Here is a 15,844-nt window from a genome sequence, read left to right as displayed (position 1 = left end):
CCCCCATGGCTTTTACCGATCCGTTCATCCGCCGCCCGGTGCTCGCCTCCGTGGTCAGCCTGTTGATTGTGCTGCTGGGCTTCCAGGCCTGGAGCAAGCTGCCGCTGCGCCAGTATCCGCAAATGGAAAATGCCCTGATCACGGTGACCACCGCGTACCCCGGCGCCAACGCCGAGACCATCCAGGGCTACATCACCCAGCCGATGCAACAGAGCCTGGCGAGTGCCGAGGGCATCGACTACATGACCTCGGTCAGTCGGCAGAACTTCTCGATCATCTCGATCTACGCGCGCATCGGCTCCAACAGCGACCGTTTGTTCACCGAGTTGCTGGCCAAGGCCAACGAGGTGAAAAACCAGCTGCCCCAGGACGCCGAAGACCCGGTGCTGAGCAAAGAGGCCGCCGACGCCTCGGCGCTGATGTACATCAGTTTTTTCAGCAAGGAACTGAGCAACCCGCAGATCACCGACTATCTGTCGCGGGTCATCCAGCCGAAACTGGCGACGCTGCCGGGCATGGCCGAAGCCGAGATTCTCGGCAACCAGGTATTTGCCATGCGCCTGTGGCTGGACCCGGTGAAGCTCGCCGGTTTTGGCCTGAGCGCCAGCGACGTGACCAACGCGGTGCGCCAGTACAACTTCCTCTCCGCCGCTGGCGAAGTGAAAGGCGAGTACGTGGTCACCAGTATCAACGCCAACACCGAGCTGAAGTCCGCAGAAGCCTTCGCCGCGATCCCGCTCAAGGTCGACGGTGACAGCCGCGTGCTGCTCGGCGATGTCGCACGGGTGGAAATGGGCGCGGAAAACTACGACTCCATCAGTTCCTTCGGTGGCACGCCCTCGGTGTACATCGGCATCAAGGCCACCCCCGGCGCCAACCCGCTGGACGTGATCAAGGAAGTGCGCAAGATCATGCCGGACCTGGAGGCCCAGCTACCGCCGAACCTCAAGGGCGAAATCGCCTACGACGCCACGCTGTTCATCCAGGCCTCGATCGACGAGGTGGTGAAAACCCTGTTTGAAGCGGTGCTGATCGTGATCGTGGTGGTGTTCCTGTTCCTCGGCGCGCTGCGTTCGGTGGTGATCCCGGTGGTGACCATTCCGCTGTCGATGATCGGCGTGATGTTCTTCATGCAGATGATGGGCTACTCGATCAACCTGCTGACCCTGCTGGCCATGGTGTTGGCTATCGGCCTGGTGGTGGACGACGCCATCGTCGTGGTGGAAAACATCCACCGGCATATCGAGGAAGGCAAGACGCCGCTGGACGCCGCCATCGAGGGCGCCCGGGAAATCGCCATGCCGGTGGTGTCGATGACCATTACCCTGGCGGCGGTCTATGCGCCAATCGGCTTCCTGACCGGCCTCACCGGCGCGCTGTTCAAGGAGTTTGCCCTGACCCTGGCCGGCGCGGTGGTGATTTCCGGCATCGTCGCCCTGACCCTGTCGCCGATGATGTGCGCCTTGCTGCTGCGCCACGAGGAAAACCCCAGCGGCCTCGCCCATCGCCTCGATATGATTTTCGAGGGCCTCAAGCGCCGCTACCAACGCATGCTGCACGGCACACTCAATACGCGCCCGGTGGTGCTGGTGTTCGCGGCGATCGTGTTGTGCCTGATTCCGGCGCTGCTGACGTTCACCAAATCGGAACTGGCGCCTGACGAAGACCAGGGGATCATTTTCATGCTGGCCAACGCCCCGCAGCCGACCAACCTGGATTACCTGAGCACTTACACCGACGAGTTCATCGAGATCTTCAAGGCGTTCCCCGAGTACTACTCTTCGTTCCAGATCAATGGTTTCAACGGCGTGCAATCCGGCGTTGGCGGCTTCCTGCTGAAGCCGTGGAACGAACGCAACCGCACGCAGATGGCGATCCTGCCCGAGGTCCAGGCCAAGCTGGGGACTATTCCTGGCTTGCAGATTTTCGGCTTCAACCTGCCGTCCCTGCCGGGGACCGGCGAGGGGCTGCCGTTTCAATTCGTGGTCAACACCGCCAACGATTACGAGTCGTTGTTACAGGTGATGGACCGGGTGAAAAAACGCGCGATGGAGTCCGGCAAGTTTGCCTTCGTCGACGTCGACCTGGCGTTCGACAAGCCTGAAGTCGTGGTGGATATCGATCGCGCCAAGGCGGCGCAGATGGGCGTGTCGATGCAGGACCTCGGCGGAACGCTGGCGACGTTGCTGGGCGAAGCGGAAATCAACCGCTTCACCATTGAAGGCCGCAGCTATAAGGTTATCGCGCAGGTCGAACGGCCCTTCCGGGACAACCCTGACTGGCTGAACAACTATTACGTGAAAAACACCAAGGGCGAGCTGCTGGCCCTGTCGACCCTGATTACCGTCACTGACCGCGCGCGTCCCCGGCAGTTGAACCAGTTCCAGCAGCTCAACTCGGCGATCCTGTCAGGGGTTCCGCTGGTGAGCATGGGTGAGGCCCTGGCAGCCGTGCGGCAGATTGCCCGGGAAGAAGCGCCGGCGGGGTTCGCCGTCGACTACGCCGGGGCCTCGCGACAGTACGTGCAGGAAGGCAGTGCGTTGTGGGTGACGTTTGCCCTGGCGCTGGCGATCATTTTCCTGGTGTTGGCCGCCCAGTTCGAAAGCTTCCGCGATCCGCTGGTGATTCTGGTGACCGTGCCGCTGTCGATCTGCGGCGCATTGATTCCGCTGTTCCTCGGCTGGTCGAGCATGAATATTTACACCCAGGTGGGATTGGTGACGCTGATCGGACTGATCAGCAAGCACGGGATCCTGATCGTCGAGTTCGCCAACCAACTGCGCAAGGACAAGGGCCTGACGCCGCGTGAAGCGGTCGAAGAAGCCGCGGCCATTCGCCTGCGTCCGGTGTTGATGACCACCGCCGCGATGGTGTTCGGCATGGTGCCGCTGATCATCGCCACGGGCGCGGGGGCCGTCAGCCGGTTCGACATCGGTACGGTGATCGCCACGGGGATGTCGATCGGCACGTTGTTTACGTTGTTCGTGTTGCCGTGCGTGTACACGTTGCTGGCCAAACCCGACAAACGCCAGCCCCTGTAGGAGCGGGCACGCTCGCGAGGGTGGTCAACGATGACGTTGGCAGCCTGACACCCTGCGGAGCCTGCTCGCTGATCTTCCCAGCCCAAATAAAAGGCCTCGCATGAGCGAGGCCTTTTATTTGGGCTTCAATCTGGTCAACTCTGCGGCCTCAGTCCTTGAGAAAGTCCGAACATGAACAGCAATAAATCATGATCGGGTTGGGTTGCTACGGATGCCTTGGCAACCCGAGGCATCGGACAACGCGCGTCCCCGCTCACCGAGCTGAGGACTTGCGTGCGGGGCTGCTCCCATGCCGCCACCGCCAGCGAAGCAACTGCCAAGGCTCCTACCAAAAACAAACCTCGCGCAATTTCGAGTTTCATCGCTATAAACCCTTGATAGCGCTGCCAAACGCTGTCTCATAAAAGTAGACGAGTTTTTTCCAGTCCGCCGTACTGAACGACGAATGGCGGCGCAATTGCTTCATGTCATGGGAGGCGGCGCGATAAGCGGTCAAACGCTGACGGCATTTCTCCAGATCGATCAGGGCCACCTCAACCTGGGCCGCATCGCCCTCCCCGGTGACCCGGACGAAAACATGCTTGATGTAGATGCAGCTGTGCTGCCAGCGGCCTTTGTGCATGCGCGCCAGGTTATCCGCCAGGTCCTTCAGGACGCGATCATGCACCACCTCGCCGTAACGCTCGCGACCGCCGCCCGCGTACCAGTGCTGAATTTCCTCGAAACCGTCCAGAGACTTGGTCACCAGCAGTGCACGCCACGAATGGACCGGATCACGCTGCGCACCGCAGAACACGATTTCCGGAACACGAACGCCAATGCGCTTCAAGCCAATGAGTGCATCCTGCTCGCGCAATACCGTCGGCCGACCGAACGGGTGCAGCCAACTGCGGTAGACGTGCCCGGTCTGACGCTTGGCGTAGAACAGTTGCCCATCCTTGCCCTTGACCCGTTGCACGCCACTTTCACCACCGCGACGGACGTTGGGTTCTTCAACCCATTCACCGCGCTGATTCCAGAAATAGTCAAAGCGATCCCCGGAAGGCACTTCCGTTTCAGCCGCACATTGCACTGCCATCCTGTTACCTCTTGCGTAATACGTAAACCCGCCACATGGCATAGAGCGGTATGAAGTCCAATTGTTCCTGAATACGGAAACCCGCCTGCTCGAATTCTTTTTCTACCGTAGCAGCCGGTAACACAAATCTATTTTGGTAACCTTCCTGCTCACGCTTTTGCTCGGAGCGTTTGCGTTTCCAGGCCTTGAAATTGCCGTCCACCCACAGCGACAGGATCACGCTGTCGCGGCTGACACGCTCAAATTCACGCAGAATGGCCAGTCGATGCTCGGCTTCACCAATGTGGTGCATCAAGCGCATGCAAAAAATGCTGTCGACGGCGTTATCAGGCAAGGCAATGTCGAATGCAGAAGTGTGCAAGGGTTGTACCCGTTTCACCACGTCGGCCGGTTGCGCCTGCATGGCGATCTTGACCATCGACTCGGAATTGTCGGCGCCGATGATCACGCGGTTGGGTTTTTCCGCCAGCAATGGCCAGAAACGCCCGGCACCACAGGGCAGATCCAGGACCAGGCCAGGCTCGCCGGCCAGAGTCAGGGCTTTGCGCGCCAATTGCTCGTCACGCCAGTGAGACAACCGGCGCCCTACACCGTCCTGATGTTTGCGCAGGTATTTCTGCGCGTGTTGGTCGTCGTACTTTTCGGAAAAATCGAGCTTGATCGGATTGGTCATCACAAAGACTCCTGTAACTGCTGATGGCAACCACCTTAGGTAGCGCCATGTCAGCGTCAGGTCATGCCTTTGTGAAAAAATCGTCGTGTAAAACCCTGAACTATTTCAAGGTTTTACAACGCTACAGTGCTGGCGGAGGGCCATAATTGCCGGGTGATTCGATCAGCCTACAACCGATGAATCAAGTTCGACCTGAAAACGGCAGCCATTGGGCTCCATGGTGGTCAGGCTAACGCTCCATCCCTGGTTTTCGCAGATCCGCTGCACCAGCGACAGGCCCAGCCCCAAGCCTTCTCCCCGTTTCTCGCCACCGCGCACAAAGGGTTCGAACATCGCTTCGCGCTTTTCTTCAGGGATGCCCACTCCGCTGTCTTCAACCCGGAACCCCGTGGTCGTCAGGGTCAAACGGATGAAACCACGCTCGGTGTAATGCAGTGCGTTACGCAGCAAATTACCCATGACCGCGTGTAGCAAGGTTGCGTTGTAGCACGTAGTGGCCGGGTTGCCCGGCTCGAATATCAGCGTCAGGCCCTTGGTCTCGATCGGCTCGCGCCACAGGCCGAGCAAGCCGTCGGCGACCTGCGCCAACGACTGTTGCGGCCCTGCGCCAGCATCCTCACGCTGGGCCCGGGCCAGCATGAGGAACGTCTGCACCAGCTCGCGCATCTCTTCGCAGGCACGGGCGATACGCTCGACCTGAGCCCGACCGCGCTGGTCAATGCCGGGGTTTTCCAAGAGCAGTTCGCAGGAGCTGGCCAGCACCATCAGCGGAGTACGCAATTCGTGGCTGACGTCGCTGGTGAACAAGCGCTCCCGGGTCAAGGCCTGGCGCAGACGACCGAGGGTGGCGTCGAACGCCACGGCCAGCTCACCCACTTCATCGGCGGCATAGTCCGGAGCCAGCGGTGGCGCCAGCCCCAGCAACTGGTCGCGGTGGCGAACCTGGCGGGCCAGCCGCACCACGGGCGCCATCACTTTGCGCGCCAGGATCCAGCCGAGAAACACCGCCAACACCAGGCTCAGGACGAAGCCCACCAGCACCACCGCGAACAGCACGCGCTCGCGTTCTTCAAAATCGCTTTGGTCCTGCAACAACACATAGTGCCGGCCATCGACCACTTCAACCATCGCGTGGTACGACAGCTGCTCGCGGAACACTTCATGGAACCCCGGTTCGAGATGACGCAAATCCTTAGGCAGCTTGAAGTCGCCCGGCCCGCCGCTGAAATAGAACAGCTGGTCCGGCTCGGGCCGATGACTCCAGTCCGAGACACTGTCCATCAGCAGCAAGCGTTGCAAATCGCCGCCCAGGCCTGCCGAAATCAGTTTTTCTTCCACCAGGTGCACGGTCGCGACAATGCCCATGGCGAACGCCCCGGCGACCAGCGCGCTCATCAGCGCAAAGGCGATGATGATCCGCTGCGCAAGGCTCTGCTTAAACTCCATCACGGCCCTCGGCCAAGCGATAACCCACACCGTGCACGGTTTGCAACAACGGCTTGGCAAATGGCTTGTCGATCACCTGACGCAGTTGATGGACATGGCTGCGCAGACTGTCGCTGTCCGGACAATCATCGCCCCACAAGGCTTCTTCAAGGATTTCCCGGCGCAGGACGTGCGGGCTCTTCTGCATCAGCACCGCCAGCAACTTCAGGCCCACCGGGTTCAGCTTCAGCAAGCGCCCTTCGCGGGTGACCTCCAGCGTGTCGAGGTCATAACTCAGGTCGCCCACCTGCAAGGTGCGACGACCGCCGCCCTGCGCCCGGCGCATCACCGCTTCGATTCGCGCGGCCAGTTCAGACAGGGCGAAGGGTTTGATCAGGTAATCATCGGCACCGGACTTGAAGCCTTGCAGGCGATCGTCCAGTTGATCGCGGGCGGTGAGCATGATCACCGGCGTGTCGCGGCGAGCGTCTTCACGCAGGCGTTTGCACAGGGTGTAGCCGTCGATGCCGGGCAGCATGATGTCGAGCACGATCAGGTCGTAATGTTCGGTGGCCGCCAGGTGCAGGCCCGACAAGCCGTCCTGCGCGCAATCCACGGTATAGCCCTTGAGTCCCAGGTAATCGGCCAGATTGGCCAGGATATCGCGGTTGTCTTCAACCAATAGAATTCGCATGGGCACTCCTCCGTACACAGTAACGGCCGTCTTGGCCCGCGCAGCTTAAGGCCAAGTCGGACTCAGGGCTAGCACCGGCAATCATCGAAATCGATTCAGTCAATAAATGAAGGGGTTAACATGTTTTTCACTGTAGGTTCACACGCTGACTACAGTTCAAGCGCGAGACTCTCGCGCAATTGCGAATAAGGAATGTATACACATGGAGTTTTTAAAGACTGCACCGATGCGTCTTCTGCTGCTCGTCGCAGGCTCGTGGCTGGTGATCTTTCTACTCACCCGAACGCTTTTATTGCTCACTCATCTGGATGAGTCGGGCCATGCTTTCCTGTCGATTTTTGCCATTGGCCTGTTGTACGACCTGGGCTTTATCGCTTATGCCGTGCTACCGATGGGCATTTACCTTTTGCTATGCCCGCCGGGTTTGTGGAACCGCCATGGTCATCGCTGGTTTCTTCAGGCGATGTTGACGGTCAGCCTGTTTGCCATGCTGTTCGTCGCCGTGGCCGAGTGGCTGTTCTGGGACGAGTTTGGCGTGCGCTTCAACTTCATCGCCGTCGACTACCTGGTGTACTCCGACGAGGTGCTGAACAATCTGCTCGAATCCTATCCGATCGGCACGTTGCTGAGTGTGCTCGTCGTGCTGGCGGTGGCCTTGAGCCTCGCCTTGCGCAAACCCTTCAACGCCGCGCTGCGAGCCCCGCTGCCATCGGTGCGCGGGCGTCTGATGAATGCAGTGGCGCTTTTGATCCTGGCGGGATTGAACCTGCAACTGCTCACCCAGGATGCGCCTCGTTCCCAGGGAGGCAATGCCTACCAGAATGAGCTGGCAAGCAATGGTCCGTATCAGTTTTTCGCCGCCTTCCGGAACAACGAACTGGACTACCCACAGTTTTACAGCACCCTGCCACCTGCCGTCGTTGCGCAACAGATTCGAGCCGAGCTGAGTGAGCCCAATGCACGCTTTATCGGCGAAGACCCACAGGATATCCGTCGAGTGATCGATAATCCGGGCGAGCCGCGTAAACCCAACATCATTCTGGTGACCCTAGAAAGCTTCAGCGCGAAGTACCTGGGCAGCAACGGTGATCAGCGCAATTTGACGCCGAACCTCGATGCCTTGCGGAAACAAAGCCTGTACTTCAACAATTTTTACGCCACTGGCACCCGTACCGATCGCGGTCTGGAAGCCATCACCCTGGCGATCCCGCCCACACCGGGACGCTCGATCGTCAAACGTGTGGGCCGGGAAGGTGGATTTGCCAGCCTGGGCCAGCAACTCGGTGCCGTGGGGTACGACAGCGTATTCGTCTACGGCGGGCGCGGTTACTTCGACAACATGAATGCCTTCTTCAGCGGCAACGGCTACCGTGTCGTCGACCAGAGCAGCGTCGATGAATCAGACATTCACTTCAAAAACGCCTGGGGCATGGCAGACGAAGATCTCTACAGCCAGAGCCTGAAACTGGCCGACGCCGATTATGCGAAACAGCAGCCATTTCTGCTGCAGTTGATGACCACGTCCAATCATCGGCCCTATACGTACCCGGATAACCGCATCGATATCAGATCCGGTAATGGTCGCGATGGCGCGGTGAAGTACACGGACTACGCCATCGGCCAGTTTCTGGATCAGGCGCGTAAAAAGCCGTGGTTCGCCAATACGATTTTTGTGTTCGTCGCCGACCACACTGCTGGCAGCGCAGGGAAAGAAGACTTGCCGATCAGCAACTATCAAATTCCCTTGTTCATCTATTCGCCGGCGTTGATCGAGGCCCGTGAATCCGCGCAACTGGCCAGCCAGATCGACCTCGCGCCAACATTGCTCGGTTTGCTGAACCTCGATTATGAGTCGACATTTTTCGGGCGTAACCTGTTACAAGACAATCCGCTGCCGCCAAGAGTGGTGATTGGCAACTATCAACACCTGGGATTGTTCGACGGCAAGGACCTCGCGATTCTGAGTCCGCGCCAAGGGCTACGCCGGCACGATGAAGCGCTGACCGAAAGCCGGGAGTCAAAGGCGATCGTCAGCGACCCATTGATCACCCGCGCAATCACCTATTACCAATCGGCCAGTTATGGCTTTAAACAACAGCTGCTTGGCTGGAGGGCGCTCACGGAGGGCGCCGCACAAGTCAGCGAACGTTAACTGAATCGCCCCGGGCTGATGCCCCGGGGTTTGTTCCAAGCTCAGGATCCATCATGTCATCCACTTCTGCCCGCCCCGCCTCTCGCCCGCTCAATTTCTGGGTGTGCCTGGGTGTTCCCGTTGTTGCGGCGATCATTCTGCTGCTGCTCGAACTGACGTCCCTGGATATGGACCTGGCCACGCTGTTCTACGACCCGACGGCTGGAGACTTCATCGGGCGCCACAGTTATTTCCTCGAAGACATCCTGCATGACCGCGCCAAGCAACTGGTCATTGCCTTCTCGGTGTTCGCCATCCTGGGCTTCATCGGCGCCTTTTTCATCGCGCGGCTCAAACCGTTCAAACGCGAGCTGGGTTGCCTGGTGCTGTCCCTGGGCCTGGCCACGTCCTTTGTCACACCGGTCAAAGCGGTGACGGCGGTGCAATGCCCCTGGAGCCTGGAGCAGTTCGGCGGTCACGAAAAATACAGCGAACTGCTGAGCCCTCGCCCCGCCACCGACAAACCAGGGCGTTGCTGGCCCGGCGGTCATGCGGCGACTGGTTTTACCCTGTTTGCACTGTTCTTCGTGCTGCGGGATCGGCGTCCGCGTCTGGCCCGCAAGGCGTTCATCTTTGCGTTCGCGTTAGGCACGGTGTTTTCCGTGGGCCGGATGATGCAAGGCGCGCACTTCTTTTCGCACAACGTGTGGACGGCGATCTTCTGCTGGCTGATTTGCCTGGGGTCGTATTACTGGATTCTTTACCGTCCGGCTTCCAACGCCAGGAAGGTTGTCAACGCAGAAGCTGTCGGCGTCTGAACCTACGACTCCCACAGGTGACCGCGTTGTTCGGAAGGACGCGGTCTAATGTGGGACCGCGAAGTGGTCCGCGGAAAACCACACCATTTTATGATGGGCATTAAAAAACCCCGCCGGTTTATCACCGGCGGGGTTTTTATGTACGGGGTAAGGCTGGCTTACATCATGCCGCCCATGCCGCCCATACCGCCCATGTCTGGCATACCGCCGCCAGCTGGTGCGTCTTCCTTGATCTCGGCGATCATGGCTTCGGTGGTGATCATCAGGCTGGCAATCGACGAAGCCGCTTGCAGAGCCGAACGAGTCACTTTGGCCGGGTCCAGGATGCCCATCTCGATCATGTCGCCGTATTCGCCGGTGGCAGCGTTGTAACCGTAGTTACCCGAACCCTGCTTGACCTTGTCGACCACAACGCTTGGCTCGTCGCCGGAGTTGGCAACGATCTGGCGCAGTGGCGCTTCAACAGCGCGACGCAGCAACTGGATGCCAACGTTCTGGTCATCGTTGTCGCCTTTCAGCTCCGAGATTGCCTGCAGAGCGCGAACCAGTGCCACGCCGCCGCCAGGTACCACGCCTTCTTCAACGGCTGCACGGGTTGCGTGCAGAGCGTCTTCAACGCGGGCTTTCTTCTCTTTCATTTCAACTTCGGAACCAGCGCCAACCTTGATCACTGCAACGCCGCCGGACAGTTTGGCCAGACGCTCTTGCAGTTTTTCACGGTCGTAGTCGGACGAAGTATCAGCCACTTGCTGACGGATCTGCAGAACGCGAGCCTGGATGTCAGCCTCAACGCCGGCACCGTCGATCACGGTGGTGTTTTCTTTCGACAGGATCACGCGCTTGGCATTACCCAGGTGTTCCAGGGTAGTGCTTTCCAGGCTCAGGCCGATCTCTTCGGAGATAACGGTACCGCCAGTCAGAACGGCGATGTCCTGCAGCATGGCCTTGCGACGGTCGCCGAAGCCTGGAGCCTTGACGGCTGCAACCTTGACGATGCCACGCATGTTGTTCACAACCAGCGTCGCCAGGGCTTCGCCTTCAACGTCTTCGGCCACGATCAGCAGCGGACGGCCGGCTTTGGCAACGGCTTCCAGCACTGGCAGCATTTCGCGGATGTTCGAGATCTTTTTGTCGACCAGCAGGATCAGCGGACCGTCGAGCTCGGCAGTCATGGTCTCTGGCTTGTTGACGAAGTAAGGGGACAGGTAGCCACGGTCGAACTGCATGCCTTCAACAACCGACAGTTCGTTTTCCAGGCCCGAGCCTTCTTCAACGGTGATCACGCCTTCTTTACCGACTTTTTCCATGGCTTCGGCAATGATGTCGCCGATGGAGCTGTCGGAGTTGGCCGAGATGGTGCCGACCTGAGCGATTGCACGGGTGTCAGCGCAAGGCTTGGACAGGGCTTTCAGCTCTTTGACGATCGCGATGGTCGCTTTGTCGATACCGCGCTTCAGGTCCATCGGGTTCATGCCGGCAGCGACGGCTTTCAGGCCTTCGTTGACGATCGACTGAGCCAGAACGGTAGCGGTGGTGGTGCCGTCGCCTGCGTCATCGTTGGCACGGGAGGCAACGTCTTTGACCAGCTGCGCGCCCATGTTTTCGAAACGGTCTTTCAGTTCGATTTCTTTGGCAACGGACACGCCGTCCTTGGTGATGGTCGGAGCGCCGAAGCTCTTCTCGATGATCACGTTACGGCCTTTAGGGCCCAGGGTCGCTTTTACCGCGTCAGCCAGGACGTTGACACCGGCGAGCATTTTCTTGCGGGCGGAATCGCCGAATTTAACTTCTTTAGCAGCCATGATCGATATTCCTTAAATACTTTGTAGTAACGGGAAAATGAGCGAGGGAATCAGCCTTCGACAACAGCGAGGATTTCGCTCTCGCCGATCACCAGCAGGTCTTCGCCGTCAACTTTCACAGTGTTGCTGCCGGAGTAAGGGCCGAACACAACCTTGTCGCCTACTTTTACGGACAGCGCACGCACTTCACCGTTGTCCAGAACTTTGCCTGGGCCTACAGCGAGGACTTCGCCCTGGTTTGGCTTTTCAGCAGCCGAACCTGGCAGGACGATACCGCCAGCGGTTTTCTTTTCTTCTTCGCTGCGACGGACGACGACGCGGTCATGCAGAGGACGAAGCTTCATTGTCGATCTCTCCTAATTGTGGTTTTCATCGGCCGGTGTAGTCCCGGCGGGTTTAACAAATCCGGCAATGCCGGGTGCGGTTCGTCGAGCGAACCGCGGAAGTCTGTCTGGCATGATTGCCAGAAACCTTGCGGTGACCGTTACATAAGGGCGCGTAAGCCTATTACAAGGGCGGGGATCGAAATTTTTTACATCAATGCCCCGAAAAAGGACACGGCACCCGAAGGTGCCGTGCAGGTGAAACGTTTTACTTGGTATCGCGGTGTTCGAATTCGCCTTCGATCACATTGGGTTCGCGACCCAATGGTTCGCGCGGAACAGGGCCACCCCGCGACTGCAGGTCGTCGGCGAACGCACGCTGACGGATCGCCGCCTCTTCGGCGCGCTGGCGCATTTTATTGGCCAGCAGACGACGGGAGATCGGCAACAGCATGATCAGGCCGAGCACGTCAGTCACAAAGCCCGGCAGGATCAACAGCCCCCCCGCCAGGGCCAGCATCAGGCCTTCGAGCATGGTCTGGGCCGGCAGCTCACCGCGGTTCAGGCTTTCACGGGCGCGCAACGCCGTTGCCAGGCCGGCGATACGCAGCACGAACACGCCGAGCATCGAGCCGAGAATGACCAGCAGCAGGGCCGGGAAAAACCCGATCGCCCCGCTCACCTTGACGAATACGAACAGCTCCAACACCGGAAACAGTACAAAGAGCAATAAAAAAGGGCGCATCAAATGGTTCCTCAACGCAAGAATGCCTTGCCAGTCTCCTCTAGATGACGTCGCCGGTTCGTGAATTCAAGCGCCGGCCACTTCATTTTTCGGCCAATGCTCGGCGTGAGCCAGGAAAACCAAGGCTTCCCGGACTTGTGTCGGCGTATTACATGGCGCTGGGAACGGCAGCCAGTAGAGGCCCTGAGCGATGCGCAGGTGCATGCCTTCGCTATCGATCCCGGCCAGTTGTGCCGGTTCGGTTTTCGGCAGGCCGGTGAGCTCGACGTAGTGGGCGATGGCTTTGGCATGATCGGCATTCATGTGCTCGACCATGCTCGCTTCCGCCTTGCCCGCAAACGGATTGGCCAGGGTCAGGTGATCGACCCAGTGAATCGCGCCAAAACCGCCGATGTAACGATGACGCACCGGCTTGAGCACCCAGAAGTCGAAATCGTGGGCCTTGTGATAGTTCTGCGAATCCGGGAAGAAGCGGTAGTAACGCTCGGCAGCGGCGTCGATCGCCGCGACGTCCTGGAGCTGTTCCGCTTCGGCGAGGTAGGTAAGGCGCCCGACGGCCTGCACATCTTCGGCACCGCGCTCGCCGACGAACAGCGAGCATTTCGGGTCTTTTTGCAGATTGTGCGTGTGCTGGGCGATGCGGCTGATCAGGATCAGCGGCCGGCCCTGCTCGTCCAGGCAGTACGGAACCACGGAGCCAAAGGGAAAACCGGGCATCGCCTTGGAGTGCGTCGAAAGCACCCCGCGGTATTCCTTGAGAAGCAATTCTCGGGCATTCTTAGCCGCTTCAACGCTCAATTTTTGACTCCTTATATAGAATCCGTCGAAAAACGGACGGGCGCCTGGTCATCGTTCCAGTGCGTCATCGGGGCAATTCTCGTGTGCATGTCCGGTGCAGATCGAGAGGCCCTCAAAAAGGACGACCACTCCCACCTGCTTCCGGGGCATGCGAATGCAACTCACTGACAAAGTAATCATTATCACTGGCGGTTGCCAGGGTTTAGGCCGTTCGATGGCCGAGTATTTCGCCGGCAAGGGCGCCAGATTGGCACTGGTCGACCTGAACCAGGAAAAACTCGACGATGCCGTTGCTGCCTGCAAGGCCAAGGGTGTCGAGGCCCGCGCCTATCTGTGCAACGTCGCCAATGAAGAGCAAGTGACGCACATGGTCGCCCAGGTGGCCGAAGACTTTGGCGCGATCCATGGCCTGATCAACAATGCCGGGATCCTGCGCGACGGCCTGTTGCTCAAGGTCAAGGACGGCGAGATGACCAAGATGAGCCTGGCCCAATGGCAGGCCGTCATCGACGTCAACCTGACCGGCGTATTCCTGTGCACCCGTGAAGTTGCGGCGAAAATGGTCGAGCTGAAGAACAGCGGCGCGATTATCAATATCTCGTCGATCTCCCGCGCCGGCAATGTTGGCCAGACCAACTACTCCGCCGCCAAAGCCGGCGTCGCCGCGGCGACCGTGACCTGGGCGAAAGAGCTGGCGCGCTACGGCATTCGTGTGGCGGGGATTGCGCCGGGCTTCATCGAAACCGAAATGACCCTGGGCATGAAACCCGAAGCGCTGGAGAAAATGACCGCCGGTATTCCGTTGAAGCGCATGGGCAAGCCGGAAGAGATCGCGCATTCGGCGGCATACATCTTCGAGAACGACTATTACACCGGGCGGATTCTGGAAATGGATGGCGGGTTGCGGATCTAAAGCTACCCCGGAACAAATGTGGGAGCGAGCCTGCTCGCGATGACTGCCTGACATTCAACACATGAGCTGACTGTCCGGCCGCAATCGCGAGCAGGCTCGCTCCCACCGGGGGTTCAGCGCTTACAGATCAATCGTCGCTGATGGTGATGTTAGGCATTGCCTGCGAGACGGCCTCCTGCAACACGATCCGCGCGCCGACGTGACGCGCCAGTTCCTGGTAAACCATGGCGATAGGGCTGTCCGGCTCGGCGATCACCGTCGGTTTGCCACCATCGGCCTGCTCGCGAATGGCCATCGCCAGCGGCAGCGAAGCCAGCAGCTCGACGCCATACTGGCTGGCCAGTTTCACACCGCCGCCCTCCCCGAACAGATGCTCGGCATGCCCGCAGTTGGAGCAAATGTGCACGGCCATGTTTTCCACCACGCCCAGCACCGGAATGTTGACCTTGCGGAACATCTCCACGCCTTTGCGCGCGTCCAGCAACGCCAGGTCTTGCGGGGTGGTCACGATCACCGCGCCGGCCACCGGGACTTTCTGCGCCAGGGTCAGCTGGATGTCGCCGGTGCCTGGCGGCATGTCGATGACCAGGTAATCCAGGTCGCCCCAGGCGGTTTGTGTCACCAGTTGCAACAGCGCACCGGAGACCATCGGCCCGCGCCAGACCATCGGCGTGTTGTCGTCGGTCAGGAAGGCCATGGACATCACTTCGACGCCGTGGGACTCGAGCGGCACGAACCATTTCTGATCCTTGACCTGCGGTCGGGTGCCCTCAGGAATGCCGAACATGATGCCCTGGCTTGGGCCATAGATGTCCGCATCCAGAATCCCGACCTTGGCGCCTTCACGGGCCAGGGCCAGCGCGAGGTTAGCGGCGGTGGTGGATTTGCCCACGCCGCCCTTGCCGGACGCCACGGCCACCACGTTCTTGACGTTGGCCAGGCCCGGAATCTGTGCCTGGGCCTTGTGCGCGGCGATCACGCTGGTGATGTCGACACGGGCACCAGAGACGCCGTCGAGGCCTTCGATGGCCATTTGCAGCATCTGCGCCCAGCCACTCTTGAACAGACCGGCGGCGTAACCCAGCTCCAGCTGGACGCTGACGCGGTCGCCCTGGATGTCGATGTTGCGCACGCACCCGGCGCTGACCGGGTCCTGGTTCAGGTAAGGGTCGGTGTATTGGCGAAGGACGGCTTCCACCGCTGCGCGATTGACGGCGCTCATGGGCAACTCCGATAGCAAGACTGGAAAATCAGGCGGGTATCCTACGCCGGACGCTCATTCGTGGCGAGGGAGCCCGATGCCGACCGGCGGTTGTCGTAACGCGAAACAGGCTCACGGGGTGAAAAATGTGCGCCGGCGCTTTATAGTGGCCGACCTCCGTTTCATCAAGTAGCCGAGCCCC

14 protein-coding genes are annotated in these 15,844 nt (G+C 59.7%); 4 read left to right on the top strand and 10 right to left on the bottom strand.

Annotated elements, in window-relative coordinates; all coding sequences use genetic code 11:
• Window positions 1-5 precede the first annotated feature (5 nt).
• A complete protein-coding gene (locus NTD84_RS27190) occupies window positions 6-3,041 on the top strand; it encodes a multidrug efflux RND transporter permease subunit (RefSeq protein ID WP_262172158.1) in 3,036 nt (1,011 codons plus the stop codon).
• Between the two features lie 134 nt (window positions 3,042-3,175).
• Here the strand turns inward: NTD84_RS27190 and NTD84_RS27185 are convergent, their stop codons facing one another.
• The 5 genes from NTD84_RS27185 to colR form a co-directional block, all read right to left on the bottom strand.
• Complete coding sequence (locus NTD84_RS27185; protein WP_262172157.1) at window positions 3,176-3,403, bottom strand: hypothetical protein; 228 nt, start codon at window positions 3,401-3,403, stop codon at window positions 3,176-3,178.
• A 2-nt stretch (window positions 3,404-3,405) separates the two neighbouring features.
• Complete coding sequence (locus tag NTD84_RS27180; protein WP_262172156.1) at window positions 3,406-4,119, bottom strand: lipopolysaccharide kinase InaA family protein; 714 nt, start codon at window positions 4,117-4,119, stop codon at window positions 3,406-3,408.
• 4 nt (window positions 4,120-4,123) lie between these two features.
• Window positions 4,124-4,792 carry a class I SAM-dependent methyltransferase gene (locus tag NTD84_RS27175; RefSeq protein WP_262172155.1) on the bottom strand — a complete coding sequence of 223 codons (669 nt, stop codon included), beginning with the start codon at window positions 4,790-4,792 and terminating at the stop codon, window positions 4,124-4,126.
• Between the two features lie 162 nt (window positions 4,793-4,954).
• Window positions 4,955-6,238: a sensor histidine kinase gene (locus NTD84_RS27170; protein WP_262172154.1), complete on the bottom strand. Its 1,284-nt coding sequence runs from the start codon at window positions 6,236-6,238 to the stop codon at window positions 4,955-4,957.
• Window positions 6,228-6,911: a two-component system response regulator ColR gene (gene colR, locus NTD84_RS27165; RefSeq protein WP_008032118.1), complete on the bottom strand. Its 684-nt coding sequence runs from the start codon at window positions 6,909-6,911 to the stop codon at window positions 6,228-6,230. The genes NTD84_RS27170 and colR overlap by 11 nt, the downstream gene beginning before the upstream one ends.
• Window positions 6,912-7,113: 202 nt before the next feature.
• Here colR and NTD84_RS27160 point away from each other — a divergent pair, with 202 nt between their 5' ends.
• Together NTD84_RS27160 and NTD84_RS27155 are read left to right on the top strand one after the other, a co-directional pair.
• The gene (locus NTD84_RS27160; protein ID WP_262172153.1) at window positions 7,114-9,063 is read left to right on the top strand and encodes an LTA synthase family protein; all 1,950 of its coding nucleotides are present in this window, start codon (window positions 7,114-7,116) and stop codon (window positions 9,061-9,063) included.
• A 53-nt stretch (window positions 9,064-9,116) separates the two neighbouring features.
• Complete coding sequence (locus NTD84_RS27155) at window positions 9,117-9,860, top strand: phosphatase PAP2 family protein (RefSeq protein WP_262172152.1); 744 nt, start codon at window positions 9,117-9,119, stop codon at window positions 9,858-9,860.
• A gap of 158 nt (window positions 9,861-10,018) precedes the next feature.
• Here NTD84_RS27155 and groL read toward each other — a convergent pair whose 3' ends face one another.
• The 4 genes from groL to NTD84_RS27135 form a co-directional block, all read right to left on the bottom strand.
• A complete protein-coding gene (gene groL, locus NTD84_RS27150; protein WP_262172151.1) occupies window positions 10,019-11,662 on the bottom strand; it encodes a chaperonin GroEL in 1,644 nt (547 codons plus the stop codon).
• A 50-nt stretch (window positions 11,663-11,712) separates the two neighbouring features.
• Complete coding sequence (locus NTD84_RS27145; protein ID WP_007948593.1) at window positions 11,713-12,006, bottom strand: co-chaperone GroES; 294 nt, start codon at window positions 12,004-12,006, stop codon at window positions 11,713-11,715.
• A 247-nt stretch (window positions 12,007-12,253) separates the two neighbouring features.
• Window positions 12,254-12,730: an FxsA family protein gene (locus NTD84_RS27140; RefSeq protein WP_262172150.1), complete on the bottom strand. Its 477-nt coding sequence runs from the start codon at window positions 12,728-12,730 to the stop codon at window positions 12,254-12,256.
• A gap of 66 nt (window positions 12,731-12,796) precedes the next feature.
• Window positions 12,797-13,528, bottom strand: a complete 732-nt coding sequence (locus NTD84_RS27135; RefSeq protein WP_262172149.1) for a HugZ family protein — start codon at window positions 13,526-13,528, stop codon at window positions 12,797-12,799.
• 154 nt (window positions 13,529-13,682) lie between these two features.
• On the opposite strand from NTD84_RS27135, the gene NTD84_RS27130 reads away from it, so the two are divergent.
• Complete coding sequence (locus NTD84_RS27130) at window positions 13,683-14,441, top strand: SDR family oxidoreductase (RefSeq protein ID WP_262172148.1); 759 nt, start codon at window positions 13,683-13,685, stop codon at window positions 14,439-14,441.
• 127 nt (window positions 14,442-14,568) lie between these two features.
• Here the strand turns inward: NTD84_RS27130 and apbC are convergent, their stop codons facing one another.
• Window positions 14,569-15,663 (bottom strand): iron-sulfur cluster carrier protein ApbC, encoded by a 1,095-nt coding sequence (gene apbC / locus NTD84_RS27125; protein WP_262172147.1) that lies wholly within the window; start codon window positions 15,661-15,663, stop codon window positions 14,569-14,571.
• Between the last annotated feature and the right edge of the window lie 181 nt (window positions 15,664-15,844).

The sequence above is a fragment of the Pseudomonas sp. 14P_8.1_Bac3 genome (genome assembly GCF_025466085.1).
GTDB lineage: Bacteria > Pseudomonadota > Gammaproteobacteria > Pseudomonadales > Pseudomonadaceae > Aquipseudomonas.
Note: the sequence above shows the minus strand (reverse complement) of the source record. Positions and strands in the feature narration are given on the sequence as shown.

Coding starts and splice junctions, on each gene's coding strand:
- NTD84_RS27190 (WP_262172158.1), top strand. CDS start 6: ATGGCTTTTACCGATCCGTTCATCCGCCGCCCGGTGCTCGCCTCCGTG.
- NTD84_RS27185 (WP_262172157.1), bottom strand. CDS start 3,403: ATGAAACTCGAAATTGCGCGAGGTTTGTTTTTGGTAGGAGCCTTGGCA.
- NTD84_RS27180 (WP_262172156.1), bottom strand. CDS start 4,119: ATGGCAGTGCAATGTGCGGCTGAAACGGAAGTGCCTTCCGGGGATCGC.
- NTD84_RS27175 (WP_262172155.1), bottom strand. CDS start 4,792: ATGACCAATCCGATCAAGCTCGATTTTTCCGAAAAGTACGACGACCAA.
- NTD84_RS27170 (WP_262172154.1), bottom strand. CDS start 6,238: ATGGAGTTTAAGCAGAGCCTTGCGCAGCGGATCATCATCGCCTTTGCG.
- colR (WP_008032118.1), bottom strand. CDS start 6,911: ATGCGAATTCTATTGGTTGAAGACAACCGCGATATCCTGGCCAATCTG.
- NTD84_RS27160 (WP_262172153.1), top strand. CDS start 7,114: ATGGAGTTTTTAAAGACTGCACCGATGCGTCTTCTGCTGCTCGTCGCA.
- NTD84_RS27155 (WP_262172152.1), top strand. CDS start 9,117: ATGTCATCCACTTCTGCCCGCCCCGCCTCTCGCCCGCTCAATTTCTGG.
- groL (WP_262172151.1), bottom strand. CDS start 11,662: ATGGCTGCTAAAGAAGTTAAATTCGGCGATTCCGCCCGCAAGAAAATG.
- NTD84_RS27145 (WP_007948593.1), bottom strand. CDS start 12,006: ATGAAGCTTCGTCCTCTGCATGACCGCGTCGTCGTCCGTCGCAGCGAA.
- NTD84_RS27140 (WP_262172150.1), bottom strand. CDS start 12,730: ATGCGCCCTTTTTTATTGCTCTTTGTACTGTTTCCGGTGTTGGAGCTG.
- NTD84_RS27130 (WP_262172148.1), top strand. CDS start 13,683: ATGCAACTCACTGACAAAGTAATCATTATCACTGGCGGTTGCCAGGGT.
- apbC (WP_262172147.1), bottom strand. CDS start 15,663: ATGAGCGCCGTCAATCGCGCAGCGGTGGAAGCCGTCCTTCGCCAATAC.